We start from the raw sequence: 16401 nt of genomic DNA, 5'->3' as shown, positions 1-16401 counted from the left end.
AGTATGGAAGAGATTAAGAAGGTAGAGATGACGGCGGAGGAGTACCAGGAATACCTCGCCATGAAAAAGAAGAGAGCAGCGGAGGAGGCTAAAGAAAAGAGGAAAGCAGATCTTGAAGCTTACCGCCAGTTGGTTGATACCACCCTTGTGGATGTGTCCGCAATACTGATTGATAAGAGTAGAGAGCTATCTGCTACCAAAGCATACGTACTAGAGCTCTTTAGGGAGGTGATACGGATGAAGCAAGATGTGGTTGGTCTAAAGGAGGGAGGGCAATTCAGCCACACCTTTACCGATAGCGATAGCACTGTACGTATCACTATTGGCTACAACACGGTAGATGGTTACCTAGATACGGTAAATGAGGGCATTGCGATGGTGCGTGAGTACATCGAGAGCCTTGGCAATGATGATAATAGTCAGACACTCGTGCAAATGATCCTGCAACTGCTATCTACTGACCAGCAAGGCAACCTCAAGGCAAGTCGTGTGGTACAGCTGAGAAAGTATGCCAATGAGAGCGGCAATGAGCGATTTATTGAGGGTGTGGAGCTCATCGAAAGTGCGTACCTACCACAAAAAACAAAGCAGTATATCCGCCTAGATATTAGAGATGCAAAGACAAATGCTTGGCGACCTGTGCCACTCTCTTTGACGGATGCAGAGCCAGAGATTAAAAGTGATCATAAGGAGGAGTAGTGTATGAATGATAAAGTAGTGCGTAAGCAAAAGTATGCGGTTCACCTCTTTCAGGTCAATAGACCATGCTTTTCGCAGCAAAGATGCTTGGAAATTGTCGCTGCTCGAGCTGGATATACGACCACCACCGAGGTTAAGAAGTTGTTGGAGCGAAAAGGTAAACTGTGGTAAAAGTAAGATGATATGATAATAGCAGTAGATTTTGACGGAGTGATAAATGCCAGCCCTTACCCCAATGTGGGGGTGCTGGTGGGGGGAGCCAAGGATGCCATGCAGGAGCTGAAGAGGCGGGGGCATCATCTTATTATATGGACGTGCAGAGAGGGGCAAGATCAGACCGATGCCATTAACTTTTTGCTGGAGAAGGGTATCCCCTTTGACAACATCAATTGTAACGCTCGAGAGAACTTCGAGCGCTACTCGAATGATTGCCGAAAAGTGTATGCCGACCTCTACATTGATGATCGTAACCTCGGTGGCTTCCCCGGCTGGAAGGAGGCTCTAAGGCTCATCGATGAGGGCACGAACGAGGAAAAATGCAACCCCTATGAGGGATGTTTTGGATATTAGTAATTTCTTTTTTTCATAATTGTATAGTGATTAATGAGGAGTGGGAAATGCAGTGATGCACGTCCCACTCTGCTTTTTGCTGAATAAACGTTATATTTGTGAGAAGAAGGTAGATGGGATGGGAAAAGTACACAAAAATACACGTAAGATGTCGCTGATCATACAGGAGATTGTGGAGGCGAACTATGAGCCAGGTCGGCAAGATCGCTCCAAGGAGTGGGTGTACCGCTCTATTGTCCAGCACATCTACCCGATGAGCCGCCGCACCTTCTACCGCCACCTGCAGCGGGCAAAAGAGAGCGAAAGCAATCCACCGATGCCACGCCAACGTTCGCTCTTTGACTAAACTTGAATAAAGGTGGTTTCGAAATCTAATCGATAGACAAATAAACCATTGCTCTGTCGCTCACGCTCCTGACTGATACGAGAGAGAGGACTAAAGGATTCTTTACCTGTAAATCCCTGCAGGCACTCCCGCACCTCCTCCACAAGGTCGTAAATCTGTAGTGATCTCGACCGCTCCGATTGGTGCGCTGCCGTACGCATGTAGGTGTCATCTGCGATGCGGATAGTTACCCTCGCATTGCATAGCTGAGAGACTTCAGTAATGTCCTGCTGGCGGTTCACAGAAATAGTAATAAGTGCGGCTGGGTAGGCGATGGGTGGTCGCTGGGTTTCCGCGAATCCCACTTCGAGCTGGCCAGTATCCATGTCGATGTATTTAAGCTGAGTGATGGTCTGTAGTTGCCCGAGGAGGGCGGTGTAAATTGGTTTCATTTCTTTACGATGTCTAATATTTTACTATATATTTTCTCTTCGATTTTACGCATGAGCACCTTGCTACGCCCTATAAATGGGCGTGTTGGCATGGTGAATGGCTTTTTGCCGTAGATCTTTGCTGGTTGGCCGTACTGATGCACTGCAGCATAAGGAGCACTATTGGAGACACGCACCCCATCAGGGAGGTAGGTGTATCGGATAGAGTCTTTGAGTAAGCCTGTTTCGCCATTCAGGATAGGTGCACTGGTCCGCTCAAGACTAAACTTCCTCGTTTGCCCCGAGTGTCCAAACCAGGGCGATTCGGGCTTCCGTCGCTCCACCTCCTTCCAAGGGTTGAGGGTCTCATCGGTAAAGCCCTCATTCTCGAAGCTTGCTTTGAAATGTGCTACCGCTTCCGTGCCCACAATATCTTTAGTAGCATTTGAGCGGAGAAACTCTTGCAATTCCTGCTTCTTAGCTTCTATCACTTTTCCAAAGTCTTGAATATCCATTGTTTGTTCATATTAAATTGTTTACGTACCTTTGTGGTGCACTCAAGAACTCTTGAGTGAATGGTGAGATCGGAAAACATAGACACCGATCGCGCCCCCTGGCAGTGAAGTAAGGTTTATTCCCTGACTTCACTGTTCTTTTTTTATTCTTAAAATCTTCCTGATATCACTAACCTTGTATTTCTTTGTTGTTCCATCAGAGAGCAAAAACGTAACTTGTTTAATATTCTTCGCTCTCCCTTTCTGAAAAGCAGCTTTCGTACCTTCCCATATGGTTGAGTATATTAGTGGCGATTTAATATAGATTACAACCTCATAAGAATTTTGCTTTTGAGCTTCCTTTATAGCGTTTTGCACTGAGGTTTTACTCATACTTTCCAAGACCTTTATATCCAAAAAAGCCCTTTTGGATAAGTCAAATCCATCAGGATTCTTGTCGCCATCATTAATGACAGGCAAAGCCCTTACTTTCCTGCCATATTGCTTCGCGAGTATAGTAAGCACCTTTTCATTCTTCGCCTGCTCAGAGCCGTTTTGGTATCTTCCGTCTGGCTTTTCTAAGTATCCACCACTTTTGAAGTTCTTACGCTTAAATACCCAGTTTTCATACCTTCGTAGTCGTTCGATCATATTCGCCTGCTGGTGCATCTGGCAGAGTTCGTCGCCAGTGCCATCTGACACCAGTCCTTGGCGGCGGCACTCGGGGCAGGTGGCTACGCCCTTGCCCTTGAGGTATGGGTGTTCGTTAAGCTTAACAAACTCGGCTGTTTTGCCCGGATTGTTTTGAAATGTTGGAGGTATCATTTGGGTGATCTTAGGCACACCCGTTGCAGGCTTATCTGTAGGGCGGAAGCTGCATTGGCAATTCCAGTCCCACGGCGGAAGGTAGATATCCCAAAATGGGTCCTCTATCGGTAGAATGGTCCCAACCAGTTCGAGGTGCTCCTCCCGCTTATCTCGTGCATTACTGACGAGATACTCCAAATTTGGGTAAGTATCTTTTGATCGGAGGGCATCTTGGTAGTTGGCGGCCGATCGTGCAGAGCGTACGGCGGTATTGTATTCCGTGCGGAGCCACTGTTCATTCCACTTGATATTGACTGCCTTGACCGCCTTGCGGAACTCTCTAAATGAGCGTAGATTGCCCTTCTCGTCGAGGAGCATCGACACCAGTAGCTTTTGTTCGGCATGTGCCTTAAAGGCTGCAAAAACGCCCGTATTGTACTTAAACTGTTCAAGGAAGCCTTGCTCAGGCTTGCCAAACTCAGGCGATGCAAATGCAGAGTCCACCGCATGCTGTAGTGGCTCATTGGTTACTCTAAAAAGCGATGGAGAGAGGGTCTTCTTGGACTCCTCTACCAGCGCTTCGCCGTATACCTCCTTAAGTGCCTCCTCGAAGAGTTTGTCAATATTGATGGAGTAGTCGTCAGCGAGTTGAATGTCCCCCGTAATAGAGTGCTTCAATCTCAGCCACCAAGGCGTCCGAGGAACTTCCAGGGCTTTTTTTTTTGAAACTGCAAGAGTTACATCATGCAGCTTATTATCGGGTTGCTCCTCCTTTTTTGGCTCCTTCGGCTCCTCTTCTTCAGGCTTCTCCTCCTTTTTGCCTGTGGTTGGCTCGTCTCCATCGGGTGCAGGTATGCCGTAGCGATCCCGCAGGTAACTCTCAGGTATCGCCATTAGTGTAGAGAGCTGAACGAGGTCATTGACCGATGTTTGCTCCATAGAGCTTGGGAAGACAAAGCGGCCACCACTCACGGGCAATCCTCGCTCCTCAAGGAAAGGTAACACCTGACTATTGAGGATACGCTGCACATACTTCTGGTCGCTCTTAAATAGCGACTCCTCCACCTCCATGTGTACCTCACCCAGCGATCGTGCCCCCTTATCCCCTGCGATGGTGGTGAGCGTTTGCCCGAGTAGACTGATTAATATCTCCTCGTTACATGCTTTTCTGAACTCGTCGAATGATGTCCCGCTGGTTGCCTTGGTCTCCCGAATGTCTATCTCCGCACCGTCTGGCACTACCATGTAGGAGGCAGAACCAGCTCGCTCAAGAGCTTGCTCGAGTACCCGCCGAGATGCTTGGTCGTAAGAGTTGTATTTACCAATACGCATGGGCATCCCGAAGAGCTCTATCCACTGTGCCCAATCCCCAAAGCCCCCACGCTTAAAGATAGCATACGGGATGCCTTTGAGGATTAGCCCCCAATAGCGAGGCTTACCGCACACGATCAGCGAGCGCTCCCCCTCGTAAGGGATTACCTTCTCCTCATTAGCGAGGTCAAGGATGATGCCCTTCCGCTCCAAGGAGATATGCTTTGGCGGTATGCCAGCCACCACCAGCCCATTATCATTAAAACTCAGCTCCACAGCGGAGCGACCATAAAATCGAGACTTGGCAATCTCCTTGAGTAGATCCTCAAAAGCAATCGTATCCATGAGGTCATCCATCACCTCTACAGGTTTGCCCTTGCTGTCAGCAAATACCAAATCGGAGAGAGCCACCGCATTGGTACGCTTATCCACCCCATGCGATAGGTATGGATCCAGCAGCATATCATCATACATGTCATAGAGGGTAGAGGTGCGTCCGTAGTCAGCACTACGTAGTGCCGAGCGCCAAGCACTCGCCTCCCACACATTGCGTCGGATGGGCTTAATCACCAAATCTTGTATCACGGTGCCAGTCTGAGCTGGTTTTTTACTCTTTTTCTTTGCCATATCAATAGTGGTTATTGCGTTTAGGGTTGGATCCAAATAGATAAGTGGTAGGCTGGTCGGGCTCACCATCGCCATCCTCGTCAGGCATCGGGAGGTCTGGGCTTACATCACCCTTTTGCACCGCCTTGAGCCAGTCGATGGCACGGGCATACCTGCCGTGTCTAAAATCGAGGTCGCTTCCCACATTGCAGAGCGTTAGGAAGTGCCAAGCCGCAATATCTTTTGCGAAGGTCAAAAGTAGTGCATTACGCTCCTTGCCTTCCGCACTGAAGATGGCTTCTCGGTCATATTTCCCGAGGTAGCTCCGTATCTCTGCCGTGGCGGTATCGATCGCCGCCAGCATGATGGTGTCATCACCACCACTGATTAGGTCCACATCCTCCTTATAGAGGTGTGTTTTCATCTCTTCGATTGTTATATACATCTCAATACCTTTTACTATTTCTGCGAGCTCCTCCGATGATGATAGCATCGGTCGATACACTCGATAATTTTACATTGGTTTGGAAAATCGCACCCTCCAAGCAGTCGGGTCCATCGGCAGGGGCGGGAAGACCTGGCGATACTGCCAGCATCTGCTCTTCGAGTCGCTGCATGTTGGGATTACCCGATTCGTCGATATTAAATACCAACCTCGATTGTCTATTGAGAGGCTCCAGCGTCGCCTCGATGCGGGCATACTTATCTCCCTTACGGGTGCTGTCGGTGATAATCGGTATCATTCCGCCTTGATTCTCACCGAGCTTCACGGCTAGCGGCTGAAGCACTTGCTCCCACACAGGATCCTGCAGGGAGTTATTCTCGATGAAATAATAGACCACCGTTTTACCCCCATACTTTGCCCGCATATCGTAGTACCATTGGATAAAGTCGCTGTTCTTCGTTTGTTCGAGGCAAGCATCATAGACGTAATATTTACCCGCTTGATAACCTACAGCGATGACTGCCTTATGCGACGCTCCCTTGGCTTTTCTCCCGCTCTTATTGCTCGGTGATGGGTCACCGTACACCACGATAAATGGGAGCGACTTCATCGGCGGACACTTACCCCAGGTGATCTCCTTGAATACTTCGCCCTCTGTGATTGGGTTATTGTAGTACTCCTTCTGGATCGCCACCATAGACATTATGGATAGAGCTTGATCAATGTCCTCCTCGCTATTCTTCTCTGGCCAGGAACTTTTGCCATTGGCATCACGGATATTAACAATGTCCACATAATTAGCCTTTTCCATAGCTCGGGTGATACAGCAATCCTTGGCGATGACATTTCCGCAAAAAACAACTCGGAAATTGCCACTTATAGATCGTGTAGGTATCAGAGCCTCCTCGATCCACTTCCACTTGGTCTTGATGCGGTCGGGATTTCGGCACTCCTCATCCGTATCGATATCATCGATGAGGATGCAGTCAGGGCGTGCCGCTTCATTGCGTGTACCACGAGGGGATTGGCCCGCACCTATCGCCCTAAAGCTCACCCCGCCATTGGTGGTAAATTCGCCCTCCTCCCATGCACCTATTTTGGCTTGCTGTCCGTAGTCATTAATGATACGCTGATTGTACTCGAGCGTAATCTGATAAGGGGTGAGGAGGCGGTCGGCATTGTCCTTAGAGTTAGATACGAGGAGGATATTGCGCATCTCACCAGTTAGTGCCAGCTTGATCACCTCCATCATCGTGCGGGTGGACTTGGCGAGCTCTCTCGACCACGCCCGCACCTCGTACCATCGGGCATTGGCCATAATGCGCTTGGTGGCATCAATGTGAAACTTAGCTGGCTTGGCGGAGTAGTAAGATGGGAAGTAGTAGGCGAACCACTCCTCATCGTTTGCCTCCAGTCGCTTAATTCGCTTGTGCTTATCGCTCTCGCTCTCGGTGGTATCGACCACTGCCGAATTGAGGATGCCCAGTTTGGTCTCCTCCCACTCTTGTAGCCACCTCTTATCATCTGCCGTTAGTCTCTTTGCCATAGCCTATAGTTTGCTCTTGATAAATGCGTCCATCAGCGGTATAAATCGTTTGGCAAGGTCCATATCGGTTACCCTTAGAAAACTCAGAAACTGCTGAAAGGAGCTGATGATTTCTCCCAGCCCAGTCTCCCGCTCCATCTTATCGATAGCGGCCGCAAGCTTATTGATGGCATCAGCCTCCTTGGAGTTGGCAAATCGCTCTCCCTCTGGACGATTACTGATGTTATTGTTGAGCTCCGCCACCTGTCTGTAGAGGTGACCGAGCTGCTCCTCACGAGTTACCGTCAGGCTCGCCTGTAGGAGCTCCCAGTTCTCCCGCTTGATCCATCGATTCACCGTAACGGGCGATACACCCACCCGCTCGGCAATTTCTACCTGCGGGAGGTGCTCTTTTGTGTAAAGGAGTTTTGCCCACTCCTTCTTTTGGGCATTCGTCATTTGTGCCATAATCTCTAAATCTTTACTGCAAAATTGAGCTGAAAAAGCCCCAAAAGAAAAAAGTAGTGCCACTATGGCACTGGTTTTATGAGTGTTAGAAGGTAGTTGCCAACTTTGTGGTGTAATTAATAATAGACGCTATGGCAAAGGATAAACTGATAACATTCGTCTTGCACGACGAGACACTAAATACGCACGGGTTCCGAATGCTCACCTCTGGGGCCAACCTCGAGGAGTTTCACAAAAACCCTGTGATGCTCTGGAACCACGACAATTGGGAGCTACCTATTGGTAGGTGGGAGAACATCCGCATCGAGGGCACCAAGATTTTGGCTGATGCTAATTTTGACCTAAAAGACCCCAAGGCGGCCGAGATTGCCCGCAAGGTTGAGGCTGGATATATCAAAGCCTGTAGCATCGGTGCGTGGGCGGTGGCAAGCTCTACCGATGCATCAGTGATGCTCGCAGGACAAAAGTATGCGACGGTTACCGAGTGGGTGGTACGCGAAGCCTCTATATGCACTATCGGTGCTAATCATAATGCACTCTCAGTGGCGCTCTACGACGCCTACGGCACCAAAATCAATATGGAGAGCAGTACAGACATCGAAACGATTATAACACTAATAGATAAACCAATAACAAAAACAGAAGGTATGAATAAGCAACTACTCGAGCTGCTGAACCTTGCAGACAACTCCAATGAATCAGAGGTGTTGCAGGCGGTGCAGAAGCTCTCACAGACCAATCAGGAGCTATCAGCTGAGCTCAAGGGCATCAAGGAGAAGGAGGCAGCAGCCCTCAAGGAAGAGGCAGTCAAGCTCACCGACGAAGCCATCAAGGCAGGGAAGCTCGCAGCATCTGCCAAGGAGAGTACCCTCCAGCTCTTTGCCCTCAATCATGAGGCAGCAAAAGCGATGATAAATGGACTCCCCGAGCGACCATCCATCGCTAACCAAATCAACAACTCCGACAAAAAGGAGGACGGACTCCTCACCATGAGCTGGACGGAAATCGACAAGGCTAATAGGCTGGCGGAGCTCAAAGAGAAGTACCCCGAAGAGTACCGAGAGAAATTCAAGGAATGCTTCGGACGCGAACCAAGATAAGTAGTAATAATAAAAACAAATAGTTATGGCTTTAGAAAAAGAAATTTGGCTTAAAGATATCGAAGAGGGACTTTACCCTGACGACTCATTTGCGAGCAAGTCCAGAGATGACTCAGAGTATGTCGACCACAAGACGGTGCACATCCCAAATGCAGGAGCTCCTAGCGGAGTGGTAGAAAACAGAACTGAATTGCCTGCCAAGGTGGAGGAACGTAAGGACTACGACGTGACGTACGACCTTTCTGAGTTTACCACTAATCCTATCCGCATCTCGAATGCAGATACGGTACAGCTGTCTTATGACAAGCGACAAAGTGTGATCAGCAGTGACAAAAAGGAGCTGCATCGCAAAACTCACGAAAGCATCCTCCAAAAATGGGCCCCTGTCGGTGATTCTACGCGCATCCTGAAGACATCAGGAGCGGAAGTAGATGCTCATGTCCCAGAGGCGACAGGCAAACGTAAGGCGTTCACTAAGGACGACCTACGGAAAGTCTTTACGAAGATGAATGTGGACGAAATCCCTGCGGAAGGGAGGTACGCATTGATGGATGCAATCATGTACGATCAGTTCATCGAAAGCTTGACCGTCAAGGAGTCTGCCGCATTTTTCTCAGCAGTGGATGTCAAGAAGGGTATCGTCGGCGAGCTTTACGGCTTTAAGATCATGATGCGAAGTACTGCACTCGTCTACAATGGGTACGCATTATCCAAAACACCTGCAGAGACAGACAACGCTGGAGTACTTGCATGGCACGAGGACTATGTATCGCGCGCACTGGGAGAAGTAAAAATGTTTGGAGATGAGGATTCTCCTCTCTACTATGGTGATGTCTATGCTTTCTTGCTTCGCGCAGGTGGAGGAAAACGCCGCAACGACAAGAAGGGTGTATACGCCATCGTACAGGAGGCAATAGCGTGATGTAATGAGAGTACCTCGAGGCATAAGGAATAATAACCCAGGCAATATCCGCATAGGCAATAGCTGGCGTGGCGAGGTGCCTCCAGGTGAGCGCACAGATAGGCAGTTTGAGCAGTTTGTCAGCTTGGAGTACGGTTACCGTGCTCTGCTGATGACGCTCAGAACTTACATCACTAAGCACAAGCGGACGACCCTGCGGGCGATCATTACCCGCTGGGCCCCGAGCAACGAAAACGACACCGAAGCCTACATCCGCCGTGCAGCTGAATACTCTGGCATCTTGCCAGGTAAGATGCTCAAGGCGACAGATAAAGTAGAGCTCTGCAAGCTGGCGTATGCGATTAGCCGTGTGGAAAATGGCAGGTACGTGGGTGATATGGCACTGATCGAGCGTGCCTGGGAGATGATTTAGAAGCCCCCTAACCCCCTAAAGGGGGAATGTGAAAGAGAAAGGTTAATTAATGGATTGGAATTTACTCATAGGTACAGTACTTGGGCTGATCGGCACTCCGATAGCTTGGTTAGCGGGTCGAAGGAAGGCGAATAATGACTTTCTACGGGATCTGCAGGATAGCATCGACCTACTCTCCGAGAAAAATAAATCATTGCTTGAGGAGGTGGTGCAGCTGCGGCTTGAAAACTCACAATTGCAGGTCAACCAGCAGGAGCTGATGCGTCAGCTGGAGGCATTGCGTGAGGAGTCCGAGGCGATGAGTGCTGTGCTGAAGGAGATGAACATATCCATCCCTCGCTCGAGACGTAGAACTACAACGATTAAAAAAGATGATTAAACACTATTTAATACTCATTTTAATGCTCATCGCCCTTGCAGGATGCAGGGCGAAGCAACCTGTGATCCAGCAGGTGCCGATTAAGGAGACCACCCAAGTGGAGCTAAAGACAATTGAGCTACCAGGCGACTCGGTACTCATACGAGTGCCGCTCGAACGGCTTTCAAATGGCACTCAGACATCAGGAGTGTCTGTCTCTCCTAAAGGGCTACAGCTCCTATGGCAATTAAGACAAGGTATGCTCGAGCTACAAGCGAGGCACCCTCCAGAGCGCGTCGAGTACCCCGAAACGACTACCATCAAGGAAGTACCCGTGGAAGTGGTCCGAGAGATAGAAGTGAACCACCTACACTGGTGGCAAAAAGCCTTGATGTGGATCGGGGTAATGGCATCTATATACGGATTTATCCGTGTCTATAAATGGACACCACCGCGTCTATAAACGAATTTACTCATCTATAAACACAAATTAAATGGCATTTCAATACAAGATAATCCAACGAAAGAACAGGCTGAAAGACAATCAAGTGATGCAGTCTGCCATGCAGGTCAATAGAGGGCGTGTACCCATTAGGGATATCGCCAAGCGACTGGAGCAAATCACCTCCCTTGGTCGAGGTGATGTGATGAACGTACTGACGCACCTGGGCGAAGTGGTGGCTGAGTACATCCGACTGGGCTACTCGGTCAATCTCCATGAGTTGGGGACTTTCACACCCCGCCTATCGAGCAGGTCGGTACCCGCTGGCGAGAAGTTTACCGCTGATTACATCAAGGGCGTTAATATGCGGTTTACGCCATCCACCTACATCAAGGATGAGCTCAAGCAGCTACAGCTCGAGTGCTCCGAAAATGTGTGCAGTATTGGCAAAAAAGAAGAGAGTGAAAAAGAGACCAGACCTGCTGAACCGGGATCTGGAGAAGACTTAGGAATTTAAAGTAATAGTAATAGTTATGGAGAAAAATATTCCAATTAGAGCAAGAGTTAAGAGTATCGAATTTGGAGATGAACCTATTGACCTTGATGGATATGATTTGTTTAAGAGCAAGTCAAATAAGCAAGCGTATAAGTTGTATACGCTGGAAAATGATGAGATATTTATTCGTCAAGAACCTTACGAAAAGGATGAGATTCGAGTGAATGAATTAAAAACACCTCTTGAGGTTGATTTTAATTCAAGTGCCATTACATTTCAAGGAACATTTATCTGTAAAGGTAAAAAGGACGAAAGTGGTGGTTATCCATCTCCTTTCGCAGATCTGTATAGTGGCCCGACATCTTATAATCACAATAGTCAGATAAACACTTCTATTTTGATCAGATTGTGGGATGACTCGCTTATCTTCATACCGAACGCTAGAGGATATATACGAATGGATTTAAAATTGGGTAAGGGTGGCATGTTTAAATTCCCATTTTACTTTGAATGCCTTGAGGAAGGAAATGGTGTTGTGATTGATTTCCCAGATAAGAGACCCACTGGTGTAAGCGGAGGGGGCGTAAATACTAGTCCCGATCCAGAAGAAACTGATTCTGGAGACTCAGGTATATAAGTCATTATGAAAAGTAAAGAGATAGATATGCCTATTCTGGCGGCAGATTTACTATTAGAAAGGGGCGTGCGGTTTCGACTGACCGCTCCTTTCTTCTTAAGGTGGATATGTCCACGATATGCAACTATTAGAGCTCTGAAGCTCGGTACGATTATCAAGATAGATAAACTTAGTAGGAGTTGTAGTTTGAGCGAATTGAGTAGTAAGTGGAATAATACAGCTCTATCTGCTGAGCAGGCAGTACCACTCTCCGAAGCTATTGCTCTTGCGGTCCTCAATCACCCCGTGAAGCAGCAGCTATTCTGTAAGCTCTTAGCTTGGCAATTGAGGTGGAGCCTCACTGGCAAATCACTTCTTCAGCTTTGGCAAGTGGTACAAAGCATGAATGATGTAGAGGCTTTTACAAATTCTACCGCCTTGATGATGGCCATAGCAAGCCTCATCAATATGACGGGTCAAAAGAGAAGCGAGCATACAGAGGACTCGAAAGCCCCTTCGGAATTATCGGACAGCTTCGTAGAGAGCTAGGAGTATCCCTCAAGCAATTGCTCTGGGATGAGCCTTGGATAGAGCTCCTGCTCGAATCAGCTGATCAGCTCCGACACAGTAGCGATGAAGAACCTGATGAAGAACCTGATGAATGGGATGAAGCTAATGCTAAAGAGATAGAGAGTAGTAGTGAATTGAAGAATTTCTTGAAGAAATCATGAATACCGAACCAGTATATATAGACTTTGAGCTACGTAGTAATGTAGCGGAAGAAGCAAATAAAGCCACCACATCAGTGGAGGAGCTTGCCCGCACATCGATTGAATCCCGCAAGCAAACTCGAGATGCTCTAGAGATGGAGAAAGCGGTGATGAAAGAGCTTAATGCTACGCTTCTTGAGCAAAAACAAATCCTAAGTGAACTGGAGCAGAAAAAGAAAAGTGGAGGCTCCAGCGTAATAGATAACCAAATCAAAAGTGCTAAGGGTGAAATCGCTGCTATTACCGATGCCATCAAGGAGCAACAAAGCAATGTGGATGCCGCAGAAAAGGCACTTGATAAGCTGAATAATACTTATGGTGAATTAGCTCGACGACAGCGTGGCTTGAAAGCCGAAATGCAAGAATTAATCGCCGCAGGTAAGGGGAATACTCAGGAGTACCATACTCTTAGGAAAGAGCTCGAGGAGCTCTCAAGGGCCACACGAATCGTGAATGAGGAGTCCTCTCGACTCGGACATGGTAGAAGCTGGGATGGAATGGTGCAGGGATTGCAGGGATTGGTGGGCTCGATGTCTGCACTACAAGGTGCTTACTTCGCACTTGGTGGTAGTGCTGATAATTATGCACAAGCCCAAGTGAGGCTACAGAGTGCTATCGCTCTGGTGGTAGGCATCCAGCAAGTGCAAATGAGCTTGGCCAAGGGTTCGGCATTTCAGACACAAGTAGTGGCCAAAGGGACACAGATGTGGGCTACTGCGACTACACGCTTAGCAGCAGCTATGAAAATTTCGACAGCAGCAGCAAAAGCACTTAGCATAGTCATTACTGGTGGCTTGATTGTGGGGCTTACTTTTGTGGTCAATATTATTGGTAAAATCACCGATCGAATTCGTCAGCAACAAAAAGACACGCAAAAACTTGCCGATGCTACATCAAATCATCTTGCCAGCCAAATGGCGACTTGGGGAAAGCTCAATGTGATGTATGAGGAGCTCAAAGCGAATGGAGGTGATGTCTCTCGACTACTTAGTGAGAATAAAAGTGACTTTGAGCAGCTGGGAGTAAGTATTAGTAACACATCGCAAATCGAGCACCTCTTCAAAGAAGGAAAGATTGAATTTGAGGAAGCCTTGAAGTATCGTGCAATGGCTATGGCTAAAATGGAGCTGGCAACCGAGCGATATAAAGAAGCTCTCACCAAAATGATTGAGCACGAGAAGCGTGGCGTGAAGCCTACATTTTGGCAAAATGTGGTCGGTTCGGTAGCTGTAGCGAATGGTGTACAAGGATTGACGGCACAGGGTATGGCGCAAGCCTCTTATGAAAAAAAGAATAAGGCAATTAAAGATGAGTTAAATGATGGATTAAAGCTAATTAAAGAAGCCTGGGATGATGAATCGGTATGGAATAACTTTACGAAAAAAAGTGGACTTGCGGCTCAAAACAAATTGGCATCTGCATCTAAGACAGTGGTAGATTATGCCCAGCAATTAGCATCATTGCAGAAATCAATAGAGGAAGAATTGAGTACATCTATCATCGCTCAAATGCAGGAGGGCACTGCTAGAGAATTAGCAGTGCTGGATGCGAGAAACAAATCAAGAATTGATAAAATAAAGGAGTATGAAGGTAAGCTCAATGACCTTGAATCCAAGTCAAAGATAGATGTATCTAAGCAAAGAGGTCTGCTGAGAGAGTTGGAGCTAGAGCAGCAAAAAGAATATGAAGTAGAGCGACAGCGTATCATGGAAGCATCTCAAAAGGTCATCCAAGAGCTCGAAAAGGAGCTTAACTCCAACTTCCTTACGGATAAGGAAAGAAGATTGGAGGACCTAGAGGATTTCTACAATCAAATGATAGCCGTAGTGAAAGAAAAGGGGGGAACTATCGAAGAGCAAAATAAAACAATTAATGAAATTGAGCTGGCTAGAATGAAAGAGCGCTCAAAGCTACTTCGTGAATTTGAGCTCAAGGACCTTGCATTTCAAGAGCAAATAGCCAATAGGCGAGCTGAAATCGCTAATCAGAGAGGTGGATTTAAGCTGGACACAGATCGGGAGCAGTATAAACTCAACATCCAGCTTGAAGGTGTCGAAAAGCGTATTTCGCAGCTCGAAAAAATGGCTGAAGCAGGTGATGATGTAGCTGAAGCACTTGAGGATGCTAGAGTAGAGCAAGAGCGTCTCAATGGTGAGATTGCTAAAATACCGCTGAAAAGAGTGCAAGAGCTTGGAGATGCCGTAAAGGGTATTTTTGGCTCGATGTCGAAATTGGGTGGGATTATGGGTGAAGTGTTTGGAGAGCTTAGCAATAGGGTGGATGATGTGCTTAAATTGATGGATGATACCCTGAGCCTACCTGAGCGAATAGGAGCTGGTATTTCGGGTTTGGTTGATTTGGTGGGGATGGCGATGAATCAGGCCCGAGAGAATGCAGAAGCGGAAGCTAGATTTGCATCACTAATTGAGAATGCGTACCACCGTGCTGCACTTGCCCGTATAGAAGCTCTAAAGTATAAGCCCTCCAATATTTTCGGAGTCGATAATCCATTTGCTCAAGTAATCGCTGGTGCCAATCAGTATCGCAGTGCCATGGAGGAGCTATCTGCTACGATTGATAGGATGGGTGAAGGCCAAATACAAGTAGGAACTAAAAAAGTAGTCAGTGGGAAAAATATAGCTAAAGGTGCTGGGGGAGGTGCAGCCGCTGGAGCAGCTGTTGGCTCTTTCCTTGGGCCAATAGGTACAGGCATCGGAGCTGCAATTGGAGCTGGAATTGGAGCTATAATTGGTGGACTATTTGGGGCTACCCAGCGTAAGGTAGTTCCGATATTTAACTCACTAATAAGCCAATTCGGAAGTGTCCTAAAGTCTGGTAGTAAAACATTTGAGCTGAACCCCAAAATCATAGAGAATTATGCAAAGCTAGATGATGCCACTAAAAAATTAGTTGATAATTGGGAGCAAATACGAGAAAAAGCCCTCGAAGCCGAAAAGCAAATGGAGGATAGCTTTCGTCAGCTGGCAGGTGATTTAGGAGGGATGCTATCTCAATCTCTTGCAGATGGGTTTCGGTCAAATGATATAGAGGCGGCTCTGAGGGAGTTTGACGGAAAAGTGAGTGAGGTCATCATGCAAATCATAGAGCAGCAGTTATTCGCCACCTACTTTAAGGAGCACTTTGATGCCCTAACAGAAGGAATGAAAGCATCTTTTTCAGTAGGTGGTGATGGTGATATCATTGATGATATTAAAAAGTTTGTTAGGGATTACCGCCAAAACTTAGATGCTTACGAGGATGCTATCCGAGAGGCTGAATCGGAATTGGAAGCGCAGGGATTTGAGATGGATAGTAAGCGAGAAGCTGTCGAAAAAAGGGGATTAGCTCAAGCAAGCCAAGATAGTATCAATGAGCTCATGGGTATTTCCACCAATCAATTACTTCAGCTAAGACTTTTGGTGGAGTTCGAAAAGAAGAAGGAGCTTCAGGATCGTACACAATTTATGCTGCTCCAGTCGATGGCTCGAAACGTGGAAATTATCGCATCCAATTCGGTATTTCTAAGGAGGCTGGAGACGATTGACCAATTTTTGAATAAGATGGATAGAGAAGGAATATTACTTAAAGGATAAATAAATATACG

The 16401-nt window shown here is 47.4% G+C and carries 20 protein-coding genes; 14 read left to right on the top strand and 6 right to left on the bottom strand.

Annotated elements, in window-relative coordinates:
* Window positions 1-3: 3 nt before the first annotated feature.
* The 4 genes from QYZ87_04820 to QYZ87_04805 all read left to right on the top strand — a co-directional run bounded on the left by QYZ87_04820 (window position 4) and on the right by QYZ87_04805 (window position 1615).
* Window positions 4-699, top strand: coding sequence for a DUF3164 family protein (locus QYZ87_04820; GenBank protein MDN4753855.1), 696 nt, complete (start codon window positions 4-6; stop codon window positions 697-699).
* A 3-nt stretch (window positions 700-702) separates the two neighbouring features.
* Window positions 703-870: a hypothetical protein gene (locus QYZ87_04815; protein MDN4753854.1), complete on the top strand. Its 168-nt coding sequence runs from the start codon at window positions 703-705 to the stop codon at window positions 868-870.
* Between the two features lie 12 nt (window positions 871-882).
* Window positions 883-1269 carry a hypothetical protein gene (locus tag QYZ87_04810; GenBank protein MDN4753853.1) on the top strand — a complete coding sequence of 129 codons (387 nt, stop codon included), beginning with the start codon at window positions 883-885 and terminating at the stop codon, window positions 1267-1269.
* Window positions 1270-1387: 118 nt separating this feature from the next.
* Entirely contained in the window at window positions 1388-1615 is a 228-nt protein-coding gene (locus tag QYZ87_04805; GenBank protein ID MDN4753852.1) for a hypothetical protein, read from the top strand.
* Here QYZ87_04805 and QYZ87_04800 read toward each other — a convergent pair.
* The 6 genes from QYZ87_04800 to QYZ87_04775 form a co-directional block, all read right to left on the bottom strand.
* Window positions 1612-2046: a hypothetical protein gene (locus tag QYZ87_04800; protein MDN4753851.1), complete on the bottom strand. Its 435-nt coding sequence runs from the start codon at window positions 2044-2046 to the stop codon at window positions 1612-1614. The two genes, QYZ87_04805 and QYZ87_04800, sit on opposite strands and share 4 nt — an antisense overlap.
* Window positions 2043-2540, bottom strand: coding sequence for a phage virion morphogenesis protein (locus QYZ87_04795; GenBank protein ID MDN4753850.1), 498 nt, complete (start codon window positions 2538-2540; stop codon window positions 2043-2045). Before QYZ87_04795 ends, QYZ87_04800 begins: the two co-directional genes overlap by 4 nt.
* Window positions 2541-2669: 129 nt before the next feature.
* Window positions 2670-5264, bottom strand: coding sequence for a DUF935 family protein (locus QYZ87_04790; GenBank protein ID MDN4753849.1), 2595 nt, complete (start codon window positions 5262-5264; stop codon window positions 2670-2672).
* Between the two features lies 1 nt (window position 5265).
* The gene (locus QYZ87_04785; GenBank protein ID MDN4753848.1) at window positions 5266-5667 is read right to left on the bottom strand and encodes a DUF1320 family protein; all 402 of its coding nucleotides are present in this window, start codon (window positions 5665-5667) and stop codon (window positions 5266-5268) included.
* Between the two features lie 22 nt (window positions 5668-5689).
* Window positions 5690-7234: a hypothetical protein gene (locus QYZ87_04780; GenBank protein ID MDN4753847.1), complete on the bottom strand. Its 1545-nt coding sequence runs from the start codon at window positions 7232-7234 to the stop codon at window positions 5690-5692.
* A gap of 3 nt (window positions 7235-7237) precedes the next feature.
* On the bottom strand, window positions 7238-7681 hold the full coding sequence (locus QYZ87_04775; protein MDN4753846.1) for a helix-turn-helix domain-containing protein: 444 nt from the start codon (window positions 7679-7681) through the stop codon (window positions 7238-7240).
* Between the two features lie 131 nt (window positions 7682-7812).
* Here QYZ87_04775 and QYZ87_04770 point away from each other — a divergent pair, with 131 nt between their 5' ends.
* From QYZ87_04770 to QYZ87_04725, 10 genes are read left to right on the top strand one after another with little or no spacing between them, the layout of a single operon-like run.
* A complete protein-coding gene (locus QYZ87_04770) occupies window positions 7813-8781 on the top strand; it encodes an HK97 family phage prohead protease (GenBank protein ID MDN4753845.1) in 969 nt (322 codons plus the stop codon).
* Between the two features lie 25 nt (window positions 8782-8806).
* On the top strand, window positions 8807-9703 hold the full coding sequence (locus QYZ87_04765) for a hypothetical protein (protein MDN4753844.1): 897 nt from the start codon (window positions 8807-8809) through the stop codon (window positions 9701-9703).
* A gap of 4 nt (window positions 9704-9707) precedes the next feature.
* Complete coding sequence (locus QYZ87_04760) at window positions 9708-10115, top strand: structural protein P5 (protein MDN4753843.1); 408 nt, start codon at window positions 9708-9710, stop codon at window positions 10113-10115.
* A gap of 49 nt (window positions 10116-10164) precedes the next feature.
* Entirely contained in the window at window positions 10165-10494 is a 330-nt protein-coding gene (locus QYZ87_04755) for a hypothetical protein (GenBank protein MDN4753842.1), read from the top strand.
* Window positions 10487-10936 carry a hypothetical protein gene (locus tag QYZ87_04750; GenBank protein ID MDN4753841.1) on the top strand — a complete coding sequence of 150 codons (450 nt, stop codon included), beginning with the start codon at window positions 10487-10489 and terminating at the stop codon, window positions 10934-10936. The genes QYZ87_04755 and QYZ87_04750 overlap by 8 nt, the downstream gene beginning before the upstream one ends.
* 31 nt (window positions 10937-10967) lie before the next feature.
* Window positions 10968-11432, top strand: a complete 465-nt coding sequence (locus QYZ87_04745) for a hypothetical protein (protein MDN4753840.1) — start codon at window positions 10968-10970, stop codon at window positions 11430-11432.
* A 16-nt stretch (window positions 11433-11448) separates the two neighbouring features.
* Window positions 11449-12048 carry a hypothetical protein gene (locus tag QYZ87_04740; protein ID MDN4753839.1) on the top strand — a complete coding sequence of 200 codons (600 nt, stop codon included), beginning with the start codon at window positions 11449-11451 and terminating at the stop codon, window positions 12046-12048.
* A gap of 6 nt (window positions 12049-12054) precedes the next feature.
* Window positions 12055-12576 carry a hypothetical protein gene (locus tag QYZ87_04735; protein ID MDN4753838.1) on the top strand — a complete coding sequence of 174 codons (522 nt, stop codon included), beginning with the start codon at window positions 12055-12057 and terminating at the stop codon, window positions 12574-12576.
* Between the two features lie 17 nt (window positions 12577-12593).
* The gene (locus tag QYZ87_04730; protein MDN4753837.1) at window positions 12594-12758 is read left to right on the top strand and encodes a hypothetical protein; all 165 of its coding nucleotides are present in this window, start codon (window positions 12594-12596) and stop codon (window positions 12756-12758) included.
* On the top strand, window positions 12755-16390 hold the full coding sequence (locus QYZ87_04725; GenBank protein ID MDN4753836.1) for a glycine zipper domain-containing protein: 3636 nt from the start codon (window positions 12755-12757) through the stop codon (window positions 16388-16390). Before QYZ87_04730 ends, QYZ87_04725 begins: the two co-directional genes overlap by 4 nt.
* Window positions 16391-16401: the final 11 nt, after the last annotated feature.

Source organism: Porphyromonadaceae bacterium W3.11, from assembly GCA_030434245.1.
Taxonomy (GTDB): Bacteria; Bacteroidota; Bacteroidia; order Bacteroidales; family Porphyromonadaceae; genus Porphyromonas_A.
Note: the sequence above shows the minus strand (reverse complement) of the source record. Positions and strands in the feature narration are given on the sequence as shown.